At 53.3% G+C, this 18,919-nt stretch carries 15 protein-coding genes; 6 read left to right on the plus strand and 9 right to left on the minus strand.

Annotation, left to right across the window (positions count from 1 at the left end):
* Window positions 1-160: 160 nt before the first annotated feature.
* A complete protein-coding gene (locus QZ516_RS09000) occupies window positions 161-868 on the plus strand; it encodes a tetratricopeptide repeat protein (protein WP_297188626.1) in 708 nt (235 codons plus the stop codon).
* Between the two features lie 2 nt (window positions 869-870).
* Here QZ516_RS09000 and QZ516_RS09005 read toward each other — a convergent pair whose 3' ends face one another.
* Window positions 871-1,836, minus strand: coding sequence for a polysaccharide deacetylase family protein (locus QZ516_RS09005; protein ID WP_297188628.1), 966 nt, complete (start codon window positions 1,834-1,836; stop codon window positions 871-873).
* 323 nt (window positions 1,837-2,159) lie between these two features.
* Here QZ516_RS09005 and QZ516_RS09010 point away from each other — a divergent pair, with 323 nt between their 5' ends.
* From QZ516_RS09010 to QZ516_RS09030, 5 genes are read left to right on the plus strand one after another with little or no spacing between them, the layout of a single operon-like run.
* Window positions 2,160-3,599 (plus strand): lipopolysaccharide biosynthesis protein, encoded by a 1,440-nt coding sequence (locus QZ516_RS09010; protein ID WP_297188630.1) that lies wholly within the window; start codon window positions 2,160-2,162, stop codon window positions 3,597-3,599.
* 54 nt (window positions 3,600-3,653) lie between these two features.
* Window positions 3,654-4,445, plus strand: a complete 792-nt coding sequence (locus QZ516_RS09015) for a sulfotransferase (RefSeq protein WP_297188632.1) — start codon at window positions 3,654-3,656, stop codon at window positions 4,443-4,445.
* 47 nt (window positions 4,446-4,492) lie between these two features.
* Complete coding sequence (locus tag QZ516_RS09020) at window positions 4,493-5,377, plus strand: polysaccharide pyruvyl transferase family protein (RefSeq protein ID WP_297188634.1); 885 nt, start codon at window positions 4,493-4,495, stop codon at window positions 5,375-5,377.
* 6 nt (window positions 5,378-5,383) lie between these two features.
* Window positions 5,384-7,108: an ATP-grasp domain-containing protein gene (locus tag QZ516_RS09025; protein WP_297188636.1), complete on the plus strand. Its 1,725-nt coding sequence runs from the start codon at window positions 5,384-5,386 to the stop codon at window positions 7,106-7,108.
* 11 nt (window positions 7,109-7,119) lie between these two features.
* Complete coding sequence (locus tag QZ516_RS09030) at window positions 7,120-8,055, plus strand: alpha/beta hydrolase fold domain-containing protein (protein ID WP_297188638.1); 936 nt, start codon at window positions 7,120-7,122, stop codon at window positions 8,053-8,055.
* Between the two features lie 49 nt (window positions 8,056-8,104).
* Here the strand turns inward: QZ516_RS09030 and hflC are convergent, their stop codons facing one another.
* From hflC to QZ516_RS09070, 8 genes are all read right to left on the minus strand, one after another.
* Window positions 8,105-9,043: a protease modulator HflC gene (gene hflC, locus QZ516_RS09035; RefSeq protein WP_297188640.1), complete on the minus strand. Its 939-nt coding sequence runs from the start codon at window positions 9,041-9,043 to the stop codon at window positions 8,105-8,107.
* Window positions 9,040-10,065, minus strand: coding sequence for an FtsH protease activity modulator HflK (gene hflK, locus QZ516_RS09040; RefSeq protein ID WP_297188642.1), 1,026 nt, complete (start codon window positions 10,063-10,065; stop codon window positions 9,040-9,042). The genes hflC and hflK overlap by 4 nt, the downstream gene beginning before the upstream one ends.
* A gap of 141 nt (window positions 10,066-10,206) precedes the next feature.
* Entirely contained in the window at window positions 10,207-12,618 is a 2,412-nt protein-coding gene (locus QZ516_RS09045; RefSeq protein WP_297188644.1) for a hypothetical protein, read from the minus strand.
* A 214-nt stretch (window positions 12,619-12,832) separates the two neighbouring features.
* Window positions 12,833-13,819, minus strand: coding sequence for a glycosyltransferase family 2 protein (locus QZ516_RS09050; protein WP_297188646.1), 987 nt, complete (start codon window positions 13,817-13,819; stop codon window positions 12,833-12,835).
* Window positions 13,820-13,882: 63 nt separating this feature from the next.
* Entirely contained in the window at window positions 13,883-15,205 is a 1,323-nt protein-coding gene (locus tag QZ516_RS09055; RefSeq protein ID WP_297188647.1) for a putative O-glycosylation ligase, exosortase A system-associated, read from the minus strand.
* Window positions 15,206-15,268: 63 nt separating this feature from the next.
* On the minus strand, window positions 15,269-16,615 hold the full coding sequence (locus QZ516_RS09060) for an AMP-binding protein (protein ID WP_297188649.1): 1,347 nt from the start codon (window positions 16,613-16,615) through the stop codon (window positions 15,269-15,271).
* On the minus strand, window positions 16,612-17,715 hold the full coding sequence (locus QZ516_RS09065; RefSeq protein WP_297188651.1) for a glycosyltransferase family 4 protein: 1,104 nt from the start codon (window positions 17,713-17,715) through the stop codon (window positions 16,612-16,614). The genes QZ516_RS09060 and QZ516_RS09065 overlap by 4 nt, the downstream gene beginning before the upstream one ends.
* Complete coding sequence (locus QZ516_RS09070; RefSeq protein ID WP_297188653.1) at window positions 17,712-18,914, minus strand: TIGR04063 family PEP-CTERM/XrtA system glycosyltransferase; 1,203 nt, start codon at window positions 18,912-18,914, stop codon at window positions 17,712-17,714. Before QZ516_RS09070 ends, QZ516_RS09065 begins: the two co-directional genes overlap by 4 nt.
* Window positions 18,915-18,919 lie beyond the last annotated feature (5 nt).

The raw sequence follows: 18,919 nt of genomic DNA on the forward strand, positions 1-18,919 counted from the left end.
GCACTCTGGCAGTATTAGCAGTCAAAGTGACTGTCGGCCGGATTACTGGCAAAAACCCTTTTACAGACAGAGGCGCCGTATAATTAATGCGCACTTTATCACCTACTGAAAGCTTACACTCGCTGGTATTTGGCTTTCTATGGCTCTTTACAGGTTTCCCATGCACAAGTTGACTAAAGTAACGTTGCCCCACTGTTTTGTTCTATCCCTGTTTTCCGTGTTCTTGCTATATAGCGCGTCAGTTTTTTCAGCGCCTGTCGGCCATGCTCCCTGGGTAGGCGATACCCTCAAAAACGCACCCTGTGAGGGTGGCATGGAAAATTTTGGCCCATTTGACTACTTGTTGCGCAACCAGTTACCCGGGCAGCTCAACATTGTGGAAAAACATCACTTTAATCCGGAGGTAGAGCAGCTGATCAAGGGACAAACCAGTGTCTCACCTTTGGGGGATATCGGTTACACCCTGAGGGCCTGGCCAAACCATCACCGGGCCCTGTACAGCGCGATTCGTTACCGCATAAACACGTGGCCTGATGGCCATACAAACCGCTATCCTCCGGCAGAATGCTATCTTCAACGCGCCATAAAATTCAGCCCGAGTGATGCCACGGCCCATATGCTGTACGGTATGCTCCTCCAACAGACTGGGCATCAGAAAAAGGCTCTAGAGCTGTATAAAAAGGCCATTGAGCTTGACCCGCACAATCCACAAATTCAGTACAACCTGGCGCTCTTGCTGGTTGACCTCAAAAAATACCCCGAAGCCAGAAGCTACGCCACCAGTCTCTACAAAAGGGGGTTCCCGCTACCCGGTCTCAAGGACAAGCTCAAAGCAGCCGGGCAGTGGCAGTCAGACGAGGAGCAGTAATCTCAGGCTGGATTCCTGAACATTGCCAGCAAGCGCGCCATAAACCGTAATGGCGTCTGGTCCCAGGGGGTAAACCTCGGCATCTGCCAACGATCGCTTGACTCACTGGCAACGCCCCATTGGGTAGACACCGCGCCCTCAAAACCGATGGATTTTACAAAATCGCGGTGTTCCAACCGATAATCGATCTCGGGCCGGCCATTGGGGTAGGCAAAATACCGCACCGGTTTGCCCGTGAGTGTTTCCAGCGCATCTTTTGATGCCTGGATTTCCTGCCGGGCATCGGCGAGTTTCAACATGGCCAGGATGGGATGGGTCCGGGTGTGAGCGCCAATTTCGATACCGGCATCTCTCAATTGCTTCACCTGGTCATTGGTCAGCATCATATTTTCCGGCAAGGGCCCCACCATCGACTGAATAACACGAATAGCCTCGGCACGCTTTTCCGGTGGCCAATGCTTAATTTCACGAATAATCTGACCCGCTGCCTGTCTGCGGTGTTGGAAATCGGCCAGATCGTAGGTGGCCAGACCCAGCGCCCGAAGATCAAACTCGCCACTCCCGGCAATTCGCAATGCCTCGACCACCGCATCGTTCCACATCAGGCCACCATTGAGGAATCCCGTGGAGATAAATACGGTGGCCGGCATACGCCAACGCTGCAACACCGGCAACGCACATTCTGCGTTATTGGCATAACCGTCGTCGAAGGTCACGCAAACAGCTCTTTCCGGCAGTTTACCGCCGTCCAGTTTGGAGATGGCATCAGACAATGAAAGTGGATTGAAGTAACGGGCAAGCAGCTCCATATGCCAATCGAATGTCGCCACTGTCGGCTCCGAACGGCGCATATAGTCACGCTCAGGCAGCACACGGTGGTAGGTGAGAATACAAACCCGCTGCTTGTTTTTTGTCTGCAGCACAAGGGGCAGTGTTCTGGCAACTGCGCTGTACAGCAGATGGTTCATTCATGATTCCTCAGGTTCGCTTCAATCCAAGGATTCTGACAGTCTGTGAGACGGCTAACAACTGTCGATATTTTTTACGTTTTGGCTGGAAACGCAGCGTACAAAAGGGATTGTCAGGATATTTTACATCCTCAAAATACCGGCCTGATTAAAGCACCTAATTACAATCCCGAATTAAAGTCCCCAATTAAAGTCCTGAGCGGGCCAGCCCGATAAGAACAAAACCATCTTATTTGGCGGAGTGTTCTTCAGGCGGTCGAATATAAGATAGACTTGCAGTCCGTTATAACATTGCCTGCCAAACCTAGGGTTTATTCGACCTGATGACTATTACCACTCGCACAGCCATTGGATTCAGTATCACCGGCAGGTATCTGACGCTCTCCTTCCAGTTTGTCTCAACCATGATCCTGGCCCGGCTACTGACGCCGGAAGAGATTGGTATTTTCAGTGCGGGCTTTGCCATCGTGGCGCTGGCCCAACTGTTTCGCGACTTTGGCCTGAATCAGTACATTATTCAGGAAAAAGAATTGAATGAGACGAAAATCAGAACAACCTTCACGCTCAACCTGTTGATGTCCTGGACGCTGGGGACTTTACTGTTTTTCTCGGCGGGCCTGATTGCCGGTTTTTTTCAGGAAGCAGGCATAGAAACGCTGATCAGAATTCTCTCCTTCAACTTTTTTATCATCCCCTTTGGCACTATCACCCTGGCATTGCTGCGCAAGAAAATGCGCTTTCATATCACTGCAGCTATTGGTCTGACCGCGACCCTGTTGGGCATCTGTGTCTCCCTGGCAACGGCCTACACCGGTTCCGGCTATCTCTGTCTCGCCTATGGCGCGATCACCGAGACTTCCAGCATTGTACTTCTGTCAGTTTTTTTTCGGCCCCGGGATGTGAGTCTTACCCCCACCCTGGAAGGCGCCAAAAATATATTCAGGTTCGGCTCCATTGTTGGCGCGGGTAACATCATCAACCAGTTTGCCACCAGTATCACCGATGCCCTGATCGCCCGCATGCTCGGGCTCGCGCAGCTGGGCTACTTTTCCCGGGCCTTTGGCACTTTTTCACTGTTCGATCATATCTTTGTCAGCAGCATCCGCGGGGTCATCCTGCCGCTGTTCTCCCGCGACAACACTCACACGGGCAAGCTGAGGGAGAGCTATCTCAAAGCTGTCACGTACTCCTATGTTTTTGCCTGGCCCTTTTTTACCTTCCTCTTTCTCTACACGGAAGAAACCATAAGGGTGCTGTATGGCACGCAGTGGGATGCCGCCATTCCACTGGTAAAAATCCTCTGCCTGGCGGGTGTACTGCTGCCGTCATTTCTGTTTGCTGACAATCTGTTCATTGCCTATGGCAGACCGGGAATCACTCTGAAAATCAAGGTCATTTCAAATATTGCAAAAATCATAATGGTGGGTGGTGCCTGCTTTGTAGGACTGAAAGCAGTCTGTCTGGCGCTGGTGGGATTCTTTATTGTCAGGTTTATCGCCTGCCAGTTTTATGCAAACCAGGTATTTGGCATCGGGGTGAAAGATGCCGCAAAACCTGCCCTCCAGGGTTTGATGCCACTGATTTTTACAATAGTGCCAACGCTGGTCGTAAACTCCGTGATGCAGGGACATATCGAAAGCATTTATGTTCATTTTGCCCTGTTGATGGCAGCAGCATTTGTGGGGTGGATCGTTGGCCTGAAGCTTTCCAACCACGCCTTCTACAATGAAATAAACAGCTTTGCCGGAAAGGGCAGGATATGAGCACCAGAATCAAGTGGCTGAAAATTAAAATTATGTTCCTGATAGGGAGTCAGCGTGTCTATTTATAACCAATTGCGGCTCAGAACCCGCAAGGTATTGCCCCGGCGATTTCATTGTTACTGTATCGGTGCCGCCAAGACCGGCACAACGTCGATTTCCTCCATGTTTAAGGCCCACTTTGATTCGGCCCACGAGCCAGCTATTTCAGAGACCAATCATCAAATCATCAACTATTTAAAAAATGAAATGACGGCCGAAGAGGTTCAGTCCTTTATTGAGAAACGGGACAGAAAACTGAACCTTGAAATGGAATCTACCCATTCATTAATTTATATAGCAAAGGAAATCGCTGACCTGTTTCCCGAGGCAAAATATTTAATTACCGTCAGGGAGCCACTGAGCTGGATCAGGTCCAGAATCAACTTTCACTTCAAAAAACATCCGCCGGAGTGGGAGGAATATCGCCAGTATTTCTGGATGGACAAAACCCGCGGGTATGATCCGGAAGAGGCCGTTCTCGAGACCAACCAGCTGGCTTCGCTGGATGCTTATCTGTGCCAATATAATGAACACTATCTACTGGCAAAGCAGCATCTTCCCGAGGCTGCCAGCCTTTACGTCAGAACAGATAACCTGTCTAAGGAATCTGGAGAAATTGCCCGGTTTTTAAACATCAATGCACGACACATCAATACTTCACACGCCAACTCCGAACCCGAAAAAGCCTCTTTTATAGAGGGCATTGATAAGCACTACCTGACCAGAAAAGTATGGGGCCACTGCGAGAATCTAATCAGGGAGTATTTCCCTGAACGCGTTCCATTTTATTTGGATGAAATACAATAAAGCCTGTTCATAACAACCAATCACACACGGCCTGAGGCAAGCAATTTATGAAGCTCTGTTACTACCATGACAACGAGGGTAATTTTGGAGACGATTTGAATGCCTGGTTATGGCCAAAGTTACTGCCTGGCGTCATTCAGGGTATCGCCAAACATGGTGAAGAATACTACGAGGAAAACAACCGGGAAACGGCCCTGCTGTATGGAATTGGCACCATACTCGACCAGAGAATTCCCCCGCTTCCAGTAAAATTCATTGCGGGCTCCGGGGTGGGTTATTTCTCTTCACCGGAAATCGATGAAAAGTACAACATCTATTTTGTCAGAGGCCCACAAACTGCCAAAAAGCTGGGTATTGATCCATCCAAAGCCCTGACTGACCCCGCTATCCTGTTAAGGGAATTTATACCCGAAGCTGAAAAAATTCATGAGGTGTCATTGATCATGCATTGCGACACCGCAAAAAGTGGCTATTGGAAAAATATCGCCAATGACCTGGGAATCCACCACATAGATCCCAGGGCAAAAGATCCCCTCATCGTTATTAACGACCTGATTGCCTCCAAATACGTCATCACTGAATCACTTCATGGTGCAATTATCGCTGATGCCTATGGCATACCCTGGCTGCCGATCAACACCATGCCCCACATCAATCAGTTCAAATGGCACGACTGGTGCCAATCAATCAACCTGGTATATGAACCGGTAAATCTGGTCTCGATTTTTGACGACAGGCGGTCCACCACCACCAAAACCCTGCTCAATAAAGGCAAGGCTTTGCTGGCCAGACAACAATTGAAGCGACTGATCAAAGAGGGGAAATCCTTTAACAGCAACCCTGCGATTATTCGTTCTCATGCCAGCCAGATGCTGGAAAGATTAGCCCAGCTGACGATTGATGCGAACAACCTTCAAGACAGGTTGAAATGATTGCCAATGACTATCCTTCTTCTCGATGGGGACACATTACCGGCTTTGGCGATTACCCGTTCACTGGGCAGCCGGGGCATTCCGGTAGCCGTTGCCTCTCACCAGCAAAACCCCATTGCCGGTTACTCGCGTTACGCCTCGAGTGTACTCGATTATCCGAATCCGCTACTGGCGCCTGATGACTTTGTTCTCTGGCTGGAAGATCAGCTCGCCGGTCACCAGTACCAACTGGTGATCCCGGCCACGGAGCGGACACTGGTACCCATAGCCCGGCACTTTCACAACAGCTCCCACTACTACAGGATTGCCGCACCGGATCTGGATGCGCTGGAAACCGTGCTGGACAAGTCGCGGACAGCCCTGCTCGCCAGGCAGTGCAATGCACCATTACCCGCCAGCTGGGATATTGCCAGCATTGAAGCGCTTCAGTCCGCGTTGTCTGAATTCAGCTATCCGATGGTGATTAAACCGGGCCGGTCCATTTCAGACAATTCGCTACGGACGCCACTGTCGGTTCGCTACGCCCATTCAGAAGAAGAACTGATCAAAGTGGGCACGGAACTGCTCCAGCACGGCCATCTGGTGCTGCAGGCGTACTTTTCCGGTATCGGCAAGGGTATTGAGTTAATTGCCAATCGCGGCGAGATCGTGAGCGCCTTTCAGCATCAGCGCCTTCATGAAATGCCCCTCAGCGGGGGCGGCAGCAGTTATCGGAAAAGTGTCAATGTTGATCCGGTCTTGCTCGAGGTCAGTGCCCGGCTGATCAAACAGCTGAACTGGCACGGTGTCGCCATGGTGGAATTCAAGCAGGATCCGGAAAGCGGTGAATTTATCCTGATTGAAATCAACGGTCGTTTCTGGGGTTCACTGCCCCTCGCCGTTGCCGCCGGGGCGGACTTTCCCTATCAGCTTTATCAGCTTTATACCGCCCAGCCGATTGAAACAAAGCCCTACCGGACTGAGATCTACTGCCGAAAACTGTCCAGTGACCTTCGTTGGCTGGAAGCCGTGGCACGCAAAGATGCCGATCCCCGACTGGTGACGATTCCGGGACTGGGCGATGCCATGAAAGATTTACTGAAGGTATTCTCCCCCAGACATTATTTCGACGCCCAGTCCTTGTCTGATCTGAAACCGGGGCTGGTTGACCTCTGGCAAATTGTTCGCAGTTACACGGACCGGTTGAGCGGTGTTTACCGTGAGAAACAGTTTCGCAACGGGATTATCAGGCGCAGTCGCTATTCATTGGTCAGTGATCGCCTGTCGACAGCCAGACATATACTGTTTTTATGCTATGGCAATATCAATCGCAGTGCTGTGGCTCAGGCCCTGGCAGAAAAAAAGATCCCGGATACCGGGCAATATTTCTTCAAATCAGCGGGATTTCACCCGCTGGGAAACCGACCGGCAGACCCGAGAATGGTCGCTATTGCCGCAGCGGAGGGAGTGTCTATGGACCACCTCCGTTCATCAGTGCTCACCACGGAATTAACCGAGTGGGCAGATATCATTTTTGTTATGGAAGCGGATCACATCAAACAACTGGCTACCTTTTCACAAGCTGCCGCAGACAAGGCACTGCTGCTCGGCGGCCTGTTCGCCAATCAATCAGCCACTGAAATTCCGGACCCCTACAACAAACCGCAACCGGTTTACCAGTCGGTCTACCGGACTATCGATCAGTGTATTTCAGGCCTGTCCAAACTGGTTTGCGCCAGGCACACCGACTAGGAGAGATCACTATGAGCTGGCTCAGAGAATTCTGGCCATGGTTGCTGGGAGCATTTACCGTCTGCACCGTCCTGTTTATTCTCTACACACTGTTTTTCTCGAACAGGCCCACGGTCAGGCAATACACCTATAAAGAGACACCCCAGGGAAAACTCACCCTGGAAATTCATCTGCCCCGGAACTGGTCTGAAGATGATCGCAGACCCGCCGTCCTGTTCTTTTTTGGGGGTGGCTGGATAAGCGGCGGAATCGAGCACTTCAGTTGGCAGGCAGATTATCTGGCCCGGCGGGGAGTGGTTGCCGTCAGGGTCGACTATCGTGTTGACAGCCGCCACCACACGACCCCGGATAAAGCAGTGGAAGACGGATTCGATGCACTTTTATGGTTACAGCGGCACGCGGCGGAACTGGGCATCAACCCGCAACAGATCGTTTCGTCCGGTGCCTCGGCGGGCGGCCATATCGCGGCCTGTCTGGCGATGTGCAATCATCCGGCGGGCATCGACATGTCATCCATGCGTCCGGCCCTGTTGGTGTTGTTCAACCCCGTACTCAACCTGGTCAATCCCACGGCGGAAGAGGAGTTCACCAGCCGGGAAATCGAACTGATCGCGATGATGCCCGAGTCAGCGGTCGCCGCCCTATCACCCAATCTGCATATCGACGGCAGCACGCCGCCCACCCTGTTGATGTTTGGCGACCGGGATGGGCTATTGGCACAGGGTAATTTTTTTGCAGAGAAGGCTTTATCAGAAGGGGTGCCCGCCACCCTGTTAACCGCACAGGGGCAAGCGCATGGCTTTTTTAACCAGGAGCCCTGGCGCAGCGCTACCACTCTGGCTATGGATCATTTCTTGCTCGAGCAGGGCTATCTTTCCGGCGCACCATTGATTGATGAAGCCCTGATAGAAAAGGCAATGATGAAAAAAGCAGTGATGGAAAAGTGAGCGGATGACAGATTTTTATCAATAACCTGTCATCCGCCCCCAAAGACCACTAACGGTCTGTCTTTTCCAGATAACGGAAGAAATCGGAATCCGAGCGAATCATCAAAGTGGCGTTATCACCGAGCGTCTTATAGGTCTCCAGCGTACGAATAAACGCATAAAACTCCGGATCAGCGCCAAAGGCTTCGCCGTAGATACTGATCGCCTCGGCATCGGCATCCCCGCGAATTTCCTCTGCTTCCCTGGCCGCTTCAGAATTGATGCGACGCAGTTCTCTCTCCATTTCACCGGTGATTTCCAGACTGCGGCCCTGGCCTTCGGCACGAAACCGCTCGGCAATGGCCTGACGCTCGGAAATCATGCGATTTTCCACCTGGCGACGCACGGAATCAATGTAGTTAATGCGCTTGATCCGAACATCCTTGAGTTCAATACCCAGATCGGACATCAATTTTGAGGCACTTTTCAGTATCTCCGACTCCAGCTTTTCACGACCCAGTTTGGGACGCTTGGTCAGACTGACATCATCCCGATCCTGCTCTACCTCATCGAGCTCATCCACATCAACATCCCAGTCTCCGGAGCGGACGATTTCTTCCAGTTCTGTGCCGGAAATGATGTCCCTCACCACAGAGTCAATAATGTCGTCGAGGCGGGTGCGCCCACCGCGTTCATCGCGAACACTGCGCAGAAACTGCAGGGGATCGATAATACGCCAGCGAGCGGTGGTATCCACCTGGATAAACTCACGGCCAAGGGTGGGAATCTGGGATACATCACCGTCCCAGACCAGCAGGCGTCGATCATAGCGACGCACCTCCTGGACAAAGGGCAGTTTCCAGTGCAAACCCGGGGCACTGATCACATCCCCCTGGGGCTCGCCGAACTGGACGATAATGGCCTGCTCGGCTTCGTCAACGACAAATGCCGATGAAAAGACAATGATCGCGGCCACAAGCACGACTAAAAGACTCGCCAATTTTTTCATTTGCTTGCTCCCTGGCGCGCATCACGCACATTCATCAAGGGTAAGGGCCCTACCTGATCTTCCTGCACCATGAGTACTTGGCCAATATTCGGCAGTATTTCTGCCATGGTTTCCAGATAGAGACGGGTGCGGGTTACTTCAGGCACCGTCTTGTACTCCACCAACATGGCGCGGAACCGGGCAGTTTCACCAAAGGCACGGTTAACCCGGGCGGTGGCATAACCCTGGGCCTCGGAAATCAGTCGCTGGGCTTCACCCTCGGCCCGGGGAATCTGCTGATTGGCCCGTTTGGTAGCTTCATTGATCATTCGCTCGCGTTCCTGGCGAGCCTCATTCACCTCATTAAACGCGGGCCGGACAGCCTTGGGGGGGACCACATCCTGCAACTCAACGGTAATCACGTGAATACCGGAGTCGTAGAGATCCATAATGCCCTGAATTTCATCGCGGGCACCCTGGGCAATTTCGACCCGACCCACGGTCAACACCTCTGAACCGAGTCGGTTACCCACTACCCTGCGCATCACGGACTCGGAAATATCCCGCAATGTCAGATCCGGTTGACGCAGCTGGTAGAGGTACTTGATGGGATCCTGGATGCGATACTGAACTACCCACTCCACATCGATCACATTCAGGTCGCCTGTGAGCATCAGGGACTCACTGGTGAAGTCGCTCTCGGAGTAACTGGTCCGGTTGTTGACCTCACCCACGCTACGAAAACCAAACTCCTGCTTCAGAACCCGGGCAGACGCCACACGCTGAACTCTGTCGATACCAAAAGGCAGTTTGAAGTGTAAACCGGGATCCGTAATGTTCACCACGGCACCGAAGCGTTTGACGACCGCCTGCTGTTCCGGCTGAACCGTGTAGAACGACGAAAATACTGCCCAGAGAACAATAAGCAGTACCGGCAGATAAACAATAGCGCTTCCCTTGGGGAGCTTTTTGAGTAATTCAGCAAGGTCTTCGTGGAGGTCGCGCTCCCCACCGGATGAATCCTGCCAAGGGTTCTTCTTCATAGATGATTCCTGGAGTTGGGTAATAATTCAGGAACACCCTAACAGTTGAAGCAGAGAGAGTGCTAACAAAAACTTTTTTGACGACTTCTCCGGGGGAGGCAGCTCTGAGATGTCTGTATTAACGCGAGTACTGTTGAGTCATTACTCTGCCGCCCCACTGTCCAGCCAATCACCTATTGCTTTCAGTTCTGTAGAGCTCAGATCTACCGGGTGATCGGCACCAAAATCAATATCGTCGTCGTATTGGTCATCGGTGCGGCCATCGGTGCGTTTGTTGGCGGCCTTCCAGTACAGCAGACTCTCGCGGGCATACATGTTGTTGACGTATTTGCTAATCATGGGCCGCTGTAAGCCGTATTTTCGCGTCTCATTGGAGGAGCTGGTCATCTGCACTTTCAGGTGTTCAGGCAGGGCTTTCTGGGAGAAATCCCAAACCAGATTTTGGTAATCGTACAGCGGCACATCCCCATCGGCCGCATGGCAGCTTGTGCACTTCGCCTCAAAGATCGGCTTGATGTCCTTGGTGTAAGTAGGCACCGACATGGCTTTGGTCAGGTCGAATGCCGGGGCCGAAAATGCCATTGATTGTTCGTAGGGGCGGCCTTCTTTGGCATGCAGGTGACAACCCATACAGACGCGCTTCTCGCCCTGCCGCAATGACTGGGGCACCTGATCGCGCTTGATGATCCGACCATCTGAATCCACCCCCGCCATAATGTAGGGCGTTTCGCAGGGCAGTTCAGCCTTGAATGACTTGTCTGCCAGCAGAGGCACATCACCCAGCAGTTTTACCCGGTTGCCGATACTGTTGTCCCAGTTGCGGCTGCGGGTGGTGTTAGGGACGATCTCGTAAAAGCGGATCGCCGCCAGCTCGCTGTGGGGTACGGCCTCCATCAAAGACCCAGCGTTATCCACAGTCTTATACTGTTCGTTGAACACATAGCCCTTGTAGTTGAGCGCATCGGTTGATCCGGCGTCAGAGCTGACAATCTGGCAGGAGCCGTCATTGGTGTTGGCCAGTGCGGGCGTGGGAATGTCTCTTGCTACCACCACACGGGCACTGAACTCGTGCCACTCCGGATGATCAACGATCAGGGTCAGATCATCGGGGGACTGGCTGGGTATCACGGTGGTTTTATACAGCCCCACATCACAGCCGATGTCGTCACCAATCTTATCCGGCGTACCGGGCACCCCGGTAGCGACCTGAGTGCAAAAGCCCTTGCCTACGGACAACAGTAATTGGTTATCTGGTGTGCCTTCGGGCCAGCCCACTTTACCAAGGTATTTACCGGCGGAGTCTTTGCGGGATGCAGCGTCCTCAGAGGTAGACCACACTGCTGCACTGTAATGACCGCTCGGCACAAAGCCGGGGGCAGGGCCTTCAACACCGTGGCTTTCCGGCGGCCAACATATCACATCCCCCAAACCAAGGTTATTGGCCCGATAGTAGTTCACCGTGCAAATATCATCGTTGGCCCGCTGACCCAAAAAGTGCATGGCCTTCATGGTATTGCTGCGTGGGTTCGAGCCAGTTAATCGGCTTTTATGGGCACCGAGCAGGGCTGTCATGTCCCCACCCCGGTAATCCATATCCATGATTGACCACATATTACTGGTGGTACCGGGCCAGTTGACCCCACCGTTGGTGGAGCCATAGGCCAGATTGTGGCTGAGCCAGTGGGAGCTGTAGGCCACCCGACCGCTGTTCAACAGGTATGGGTGCAGGGCCGCCGTCACCTCGTGGGGGGAAATGTCCGCAACGTTGGTGCCGTCCACGTCCGCAATAAATAACCGGGGTTCCCGGGCATTTGACGTGCCAATGCGATCCATATACGGCGCATAAAAACCATTGCGGGTGGAGCCAAACAGCATCTTGCCATTGGGCAACCAGATCGGAGAGATGTCTTTATTGCCCTGGTTGTGGGGCCATGCGGTCAGAGACTCACTCGCAATGTCATAGATGTAAATGCGGGCGTCCGTGTTCGAGCCATTGAGCTGCTGGGGCGGGTAGTTGCGATTCTCTGGCCACGGTGGTTTCAGGCCATCTGCTGAGTAAACAGAGAAGGCGATTTTGGTGCCGTCCAGTGACGGCATGGCATCGAACGGCACGCAGGGCCGCTCTGCGTTCATGCAGTCGTAGATGATCTTCTCGGTGCCGTCCGTGTCACGCAGGATCAACTGCCCCGGCGCGTTAAAGCTGTCAAACTGGCGGGCCACTTCCGGCAAAGTGTCCATGTAATCCCAGTTATCACTGGTGTAGTCGCCGCTGCTCAGTGTGACGGTGTGTTCGCCGTGGGTGCGCGGGACGCGGGTGTAGACTACCGGATATGTCAGTTGCGCTGCTGACTTCTGTACTGCTGGCTTTTGCGCTACTGACTTTTTTGACGATACTGTTTTTGCAGCAGGTTTTGACTCGACCTTTGGCCCTACCGCTGACTCCGACTGTTCAACCTCACCGGGTTGCGCACCCCGTTTTATGCGCTTGAGCTCCTCCCAGTTCACCTCAGCCAATTTTGTTGCGGGAGGGCCCGCATAAACCAGGGTTGACACAGTTGGTCTCCGCTCAGGCGAAACAACAGTCGGGCTGTCGGCTTGAGCCCCGATATTAACCAACAGGAGTGGCAACAAAAAAAGTAGCCATTGGGGTGGGGCTTCTGAAAATATTTGGCGTTTCATAACGTGCATCTACCCGGTTGGCATCCATACCCAGTATGTCCGTCTTGGACAAAGCACTGCTATGCCAGGTTCCGGTACACAGCAGACCTCAGTGGGGTTTACACAGTGCCCTGATAGTGAGCCACGCGCAATAAATACTCCATTTAAAGCTGGGCCTGGCAGCCAGCGCAATCCTGGCCACTGCCACAGAGGCCTGGAAGGAACCCCCCTGTGCCAGTTCCTGATACAGCAATTTGGAGTTTGAAGATAATGACAACGTGGCATAACGAACCGCAGGCCGCGTATGGCAACTGGCCAGCAGATGCCAGTAAACCGAGTTTTCAAGCAAACGTCGATTGAGATCGCCCACACCTTTTGATGCAGATTCATGCCCATGGGTTACCGGGGCATTGTGCGCCGAGCAAACATCGGGACGAAACAGAATGCGCCCCATTGCCGCATCACAGAGACGCACAAATAAATCCACGTCCTCGGCATAGCGGGTCTCCTCCCAAAATCCACCAATTTTTTCCAGCAGGGCTTTTCTGGCGATGGTGATATTGAGGTGCGCATAGTCGGGGAAACAAAGCATTTGCTCACGGGTTATCTGATAGACAGGCCAGTCGGCCAACTGCTGATTCTGCCGTATGCTGGCTTCGACACGCCTGAAGCTGGTTTTTGCGAAAACGGTGTCACCGTGCAGTATTTTCTGGTTGGCAAAGTGCAGATCGGCACCGGTTTCCCGCAGGGCCGCCGCCGCGATAGAAAGCAGGTCTGGCTGACACCAGTAGTCGTCGTCATCACAAAAGGCGATATAGGTTCCCTTTGCCGAGCCGATCCCGATGTTTCTCACCACCGATGGTCCGAGCCGCCGCCCCTCCTCGGTATTGGCCCTCAACAGACGATAGCGGGAACCGAACGCCCCCATCATTTGCTGATAGGCGACGATCACATCGCCACTGGAGCCATCATCAACAACTAAAACCTCGTAGTCTGGAAAATCCTGCTCGGCAATGCCGTCAAGGCAGCGCCGCAGCCAATCGACCCGGTTGCGCGTCGGCACAATGACACTGATAAAGGGTTGCGTTGCTGACATAGGCTGAATCCGGTTCAAGAAGAGTATCTGTCGATTATTGCGAGAACGAACAACATTCCCGAGTTAATTTGGTGGCATCTGTTGCTGACCCCGCATTCTATTGGCAGGGGCTTTGGGCCGCTGGATAATATCGCTCGACTGGTCCACGCCCACCACTTGCCGGCTGGCAAACTGGTAGTTCAATAGTACCGATATGGCGATGATGTGCCAGGGCAAATCAAAATACGACAGACTCAGAAAGGCACCCCCTGACATATAGGCAATCAGACTCACCTGCAGCATTCGGGCCAGCAGATTTGAATGCGACGAGTCCGGGTCATTTTTGGTGCGTTTTATCACCTGGGTGAGATTTCGCCAGGTCAACCCCAGCACCGCTAAAAAGAGGATCAGCCCCAGCCAGCCATGATCTGCCAGGACCGAAAAATAAATGCTGTGGGCAACAAATACCTGATTGGGGTTCGGCGCATAGATAGCGAACATCTGCTTTGACCAGGCTGACAGCCCGGCCCCGGTAATTCTGTCATTGGCCACATTGATGCTGTATTGCCAGGAGTTGATTCGGGACATGGCCGACTCATCTTCCTGGTAGGTCTGTATGCTCCCCATACGCTCGTGCCAACTTTGCGGCATAAAGGCAAAAATCAGCGAGGCGGCAATCACTATCAGGAAACCACTGACTATTTTGGTTTTGCTCTTTAGCCAGAAAAAGAAGCCTACTGCTGCCATCGCCAGCAAAGCGCCCCGCGACTGGGAGCCAAACACTGAAATCAGGCTGAAAAACAGGGCGCAGCCCATACCATAGCGAACCCATTTATGGGGCGTTATCCGATAGAGATACACCATTAACGGCATGACCATCAACACCGCAACGGCCAGCGCATTGTTCTCTGAAATATAACTGGCCGGCGGCCCGAAAACATGGAAAGCACCTCCGGTCATAAGCGTGAAAATGCCACCCTTGAAACTGAAGAAGCCTACAGAGAGGACAATCACCCAGATAAGCAGGTTGAGTTTTTTCTCATCGATTATCAGGATCAGGGTCAAAAACGTCATCACCTGAATTTTCAGTATATTGATATAGGATTCCATGGCCTGGTCGGGATAGACCGCATTAAAGGTCGCGATCGCCATCCAAACGATAAACATCAGCCATATCACGACTGTGGCGTTTATCGGCAGGCGCTGCCTTTCCGTACTGAACAGCACTGAAACAAACAAGGTCAGCGCCACGATCATGGCAAACGGCATGTTGTAGGCAAAGCCCCAGGCCAGCCGGTGTGGGTTCATGTAACTGAGCCACGCCCAGACCAGAATACCAATGTAGGCGTGGCGCAAAATGAATGGCAGGCTGCCAAACACCATAAGGGTAACCAGGATATCTCTCATAACGGTTGCGTGTTAGCTCCCCCGGACAGGCATCAACCTATCCGTCAATTGACTGTGGGCTGGTCAGGTGACTTTGCTGACCACATAACGGAATTTGCCCGATTTTTCTAGCTTGATCTCGTCACAGTATTCAAATTCAACCGTGACCGCCCGCCCCAGCCTTTTTTTAAAAACATCGCTGATTGCCTGCTCATTGGCGATGACATAATCATCGCCGCGGACAATCTCCACCCGTGTCAGGTCGAGTGATTCCTGCGTGATTTTGAACGAGGCGATACCGGGCAGGTCGCGCAGGATATAAATCAGGGCGAGGCCATGTAGCAGGGTTCCGTCCTGTGCCATCAGGAAATCTGTCGAACGCCCCTGGACTTCCTGCATCACCGGCAGCCCCCGTCCACAAGCACAGGGTGAATTACTGAGCACACCGACATCACCGGTACGATAGCGAACAAAGGGGAAGTCGCGAGTGGCCATATGGGTCACGACAATTTCTCCGGACTCGCCCGGCGGCAATACCCGACCATCACTGTCCACGATTTCGACAATGATGTCTTCGGCCGTGATGTGCATCTTGCCCGCCGGACACTGGTGAGCGATAAACCCGGCATCCCGGCCACCATAGCCGTTGGCGACAGGACAACCAAACACCCGTTCAATCCTCTCGCGCTGGTGGTCGTAAAGCCGCTCGGAGGTGACAAAGGCCACCCGGATACCGAGCCCCGAAAGATCGACACCACTGTCTTCGGCATGGCCGGCAATATGTGCCAATGCTGAAGGGTAACCGAATAACATTGCCGGTTTGATCTTGCGGATAGTGGCCACAAAGTCATCCAGTTTGGTTTTTGACATTTCGAAGGCCGGCAACAGACGGGTCCGGAACAGCGTATCGCGCAACTGCCGCACCCGGTCCTGGGTACCCAGCTCTATTGGCGACCCCCAGACCACAATCTCCGGGTCACCGATATCGACATTCCACCAGCGGGTGGCCCGCCATTTGGCAGCCACATCATGGCTAACACGCTCACTGCCAATGAAAAATATAAGCGGTTCACCACTGGATCCACCGGTATTGAAGCGCGACAGTCCCACCGCATTTTCAGCCTTCATGTTCTCGCTGTTGGCACGGATTTCCGGTTTTCCCATGAGGGGCAACTGCTGCAATCCACTGAGTGACGTTATTTGATTCGGCTTGATATCCAGCGCAGCAAACAGTTGCCGGTAATAGGGCACATGCTTGCCGATATCAACGAGAAATTCCCGCAGCCGCTGCAACTGCAGCTGCTCCAGTTCCGCCGGAGTCAGCCACTGGGTTCGCTCCATATCGCGACGAACACGCACGGTGGTGTGTTGTTTCAGCCGCTCGTGCAGCGGAAACAAAACGCCGGAGACCAGTCGGGTATACCAGCTCATAGCTCTGACCTCAGTGATCGATAGAGTGCCAGCCATTGTTCTTTTACCACTGGCCATGCGTAGAGCCTGACTGCAGCCAGGCCATTGTCAATCAGCCGCTGTCGTATCTCTTCCTCCCTGTAGAGGCGAATTATCTGCGCCGCCATGGCTGCTGCGTCACCGGCAGGTACCATCAGGGCGGTTTTTTCCTGCGACACGATATAGGGAATACCGCCCACATCCGTCGTCACCACCGGCACACCACAGGCGAGCGCTTCCAGCACGGAGTTCGGCATATTGTCTACGGTGGTCGGGTTCAGAACCAGGTCTGCGGACTGGTAAAAATCCACGATTTGCTGGGCATCCAGCCGACCGACAAACTGAACATGCGCCTGTAGACCCAGCTGCTCGGTCAGGGCGGTCAGTTCGGCCAGCTGCGGTCCGGAGCCGGCAATGGCCAGTTCTATTGCCGGGATCTCCCGGCGCACGATAGCCAACGCATTGATTGCTGTTGCAATGCCATAAATGGCTTCAAGATTGCGGGTAATAATCACCCTGAACCCCTTTGTGGCCGGCGCATCATCAACCATGGCTGCTGGCCTGAACCTTTCCAGATTTATGATATTGGGGATCACAGTGGTCTCAACGCCAAACTTGGCAAACACCTCCTGGAGATAACCGGAGGGCACGACAATTTTAGTAGCTCGATTCAGGGTTGGCTTGATCCACCGAAAAGACTGTTCGAAATAACTGCCGGCTTCGCCCCCCCGGTAATTCACGATAACCGGGGTATTTTTCAACCATGCCAGCCAGACCACGGGCGTGGAAAACAACTGCCATGACCAACCGGAATTGGCCATCAGGTGGATGACGTCGACCTTGCCAGCCATTTTCCAGACGGCCACCAAATAGGGTACCAGACGGAACAGTGCACGAACGCCCCTGAGTTTTGCCACTGACTGTGGACAGTAGGGCCGATTGGTCTGCACCAGGCAAACCTCTACGCCTTCTTCTCTGAACAACTTGACCAGCTGGCTGGTCTGGGTGGCCATGCCACCTGCCGGAGGGGGCAGAGGACCAACCACCCCCAGACGCAATTTTTTTCCTGGCTGAGACGTCATCCTAAAAGATCGCCATAAACCTGCCGGTATCGGCTGACGCTGTTGGCCCAGTTGCGCTCTTCCTCCACGTAACGGCGACCATTGCTGCGCATGGCAGGCCATCGCTGCCGGTCATCGAGCAATCCGATAACGGTGCGAGCCAATGATGTGGCACTGCCAGCGGTAAACAGGCAGCCATTTTCACCCTCTCGAATAAGCTCGCGGTGGCCGCCTACATCCGAAGCGATCACCAACTTACCCTGGGCCATGGCTTCCAGTGGCTTCAAGGGCGTTACCAGATCTGTCAGCCGCATACTAAGCCGCGGATAGACGAAGATGTCGACCAGATTGTAATAATTCTGCACATCGGTATGGGGAACCCGGCCCGTCATGATCACCACATCCTGCAGCCCCATCTCATCAATCTTTGTCTTGATCAGTGACTCCTGTGGGCCGCCACCCACCAGCAACAGACGCAAATTGGGGCAGCTGGCAATCATTTCCGGCATGGCTTCAAGCAACAACACAATACCTTCATAGGCATAAAATGAACCGATGAAACCCAGTACCGTTTTATCTTGCAAGCCAAGGGTCTGCTGCAGTTCCGGGTCCGCCCCGGCCTCCACACTGAAGTGCTCAATGTCCACCGCATTTGGGATTACGGTAACCTTCGATGGCTCAATGCCGCGACGGACAATATCGTCTCGCAGCCCCTGACAGATCGTGGTGACGGCATCGGCGCGACGAAAAACATGGCTTTCCATTCCATGGGTCAACCGGTAGCGAACACCCAACTCCCTGCTGGTACCGTGATCAACGGCGGCGTCCTCCCAGAAAGCGCGGCATTCATAAACCAGTGGCAGGCCAAACTTTTTATTCGCCTGCAATGCTGCCAGACCATTTAACGCCGGGGAGTGGGCATGGAGGATATCCGGCTTCTCCGTTTCGATGACCTCGGCAATACGTTTTGCCAACGTCTGTATCACCTGCCACTGGTTGAGTATCGGCAGCCGTGACAGCAAACCACTCTCGGCCGGGGTCCGGTAAAAACGAAGTCCGTCGACCTCCTCATACGGCACCGAAGAACCGGGATGCTTTAAGCCGGTGACATGAACCGTGTCCCAGTCGAGCGCACGCTGCTGCCTGAGAATATTGCGGGTGCGGAAGGTATAACCACTTTGCAGGGGAATAGAGTGGTCGAGAATATGGAGGATACGCATGGCAG

It is taken from the genome of uncultured Porticoccus sp. (assembly GCF_913061305.1).
Classification (GTDB): Bacteria; Pseudomonadota; Gammaproteobacteria; order Pseudomonadales; family Porticoccaceae; genus Porticoccus.

What these genes read in the sequence shown, in the direction of transcription:
- QZ516_RS09000 (WP_297188626.1), top strand. Translation starts at nt 161, where the DNA reads ATGCACAAGTTGACTAAAGTAACGTTGCCCCACTGTTTTGTTCTATCC.
- QZ516_RS09005 (WP_297188628.1), bottom strand. Translation starts at nt 1,836, where the DNA reads ATGAACCATCTGCTGTACAGCGCAGTTGCCAGAACACTGCCCCTTGTG.
- QZ516_RS09010 (WP_297188630.1), top strand. Translation starts at nt 2,160, where the DNA reads ATGACTATTACCACTCGCACAGCCATTGGATTCAGTATCACCGGCAGG.
- QZ516_RS09020 (WP_297188634.1), top strand. Translation starts at nt 4,493, where the DNA reads ATGAAGCTCTGTTACTACCATGACAACGAGGGTAATTTTGGAGACGAT.
- QZ516_RS09025 (WP_297188636.1), top strand. Translation starts at nt 5,384, where the DNA reads ATGACTATCCTTCTTCTCGATGGGGACACATTACCGGCTTTGGCGATT.
- QZ516_RS09030 (WP_297188638.1), top strand. Translation starts at nt 7,120, where the DNA reads ATGAGCTGGCTCAGAGAATTCTGGCCATGGTTGCTGGGAGCATTTACC.
- hflC (WP_297188640.1), bottom strand. Translation starts at nt 9,043, where the DNA reads ATGAAAAAATTGGCGAGTCTTTTAGTCGTGCTTGTGGCCGCGATCATT.
- hflK (WP_297188642.1), bottom strand. Translation starts at nt 10,065, where the DNA reads ATGAAGAAGAACCCTTGGCAGGATTCATCCGGTGGGGAGCGCGACCTC.
- QZ516_RS09050 (WP_297188646.1), bottom strand. Translation starts at nt 13,819, where the DNA reads ATGTCAGCAACGCAACCCTTTATCAGTGTCATTGTGCCGACGCGCAAC.
- QZ516_RS09055 (WP_297188647.1), bottom strand. Translation starts at nt 15,205, where the DNA reads ATGAGAGATATCCTGGTTACCCTTATGGTGTTTGGCAGCCTGCCATTC.
- QZ516_RS09060 (WP_297188649.1), bottom strand. Translation starts at nt 16,615, where the DNA reads ATGAGCTGGTATACCCGACTGGTCTCCGGCGTTTTGTTTCCGCTGCAC.
- QZ516_RS09065 (WP_297188651.1), bottom strand. Translation starts at nt 17,715, where the DNA reads ATGACGTCTCAGCCAGGAAAAAAATTGCGTCTGGGGGTGGTTGGTCCT.
- QZ516_RS09070 (WP_297188653.1), bottom strand. Translation starts at nt 18,914, where the DNA reads ATGCGTATCCTCCATATTCTCGACCACTCTATTCCCCTGCAAAGTGGT.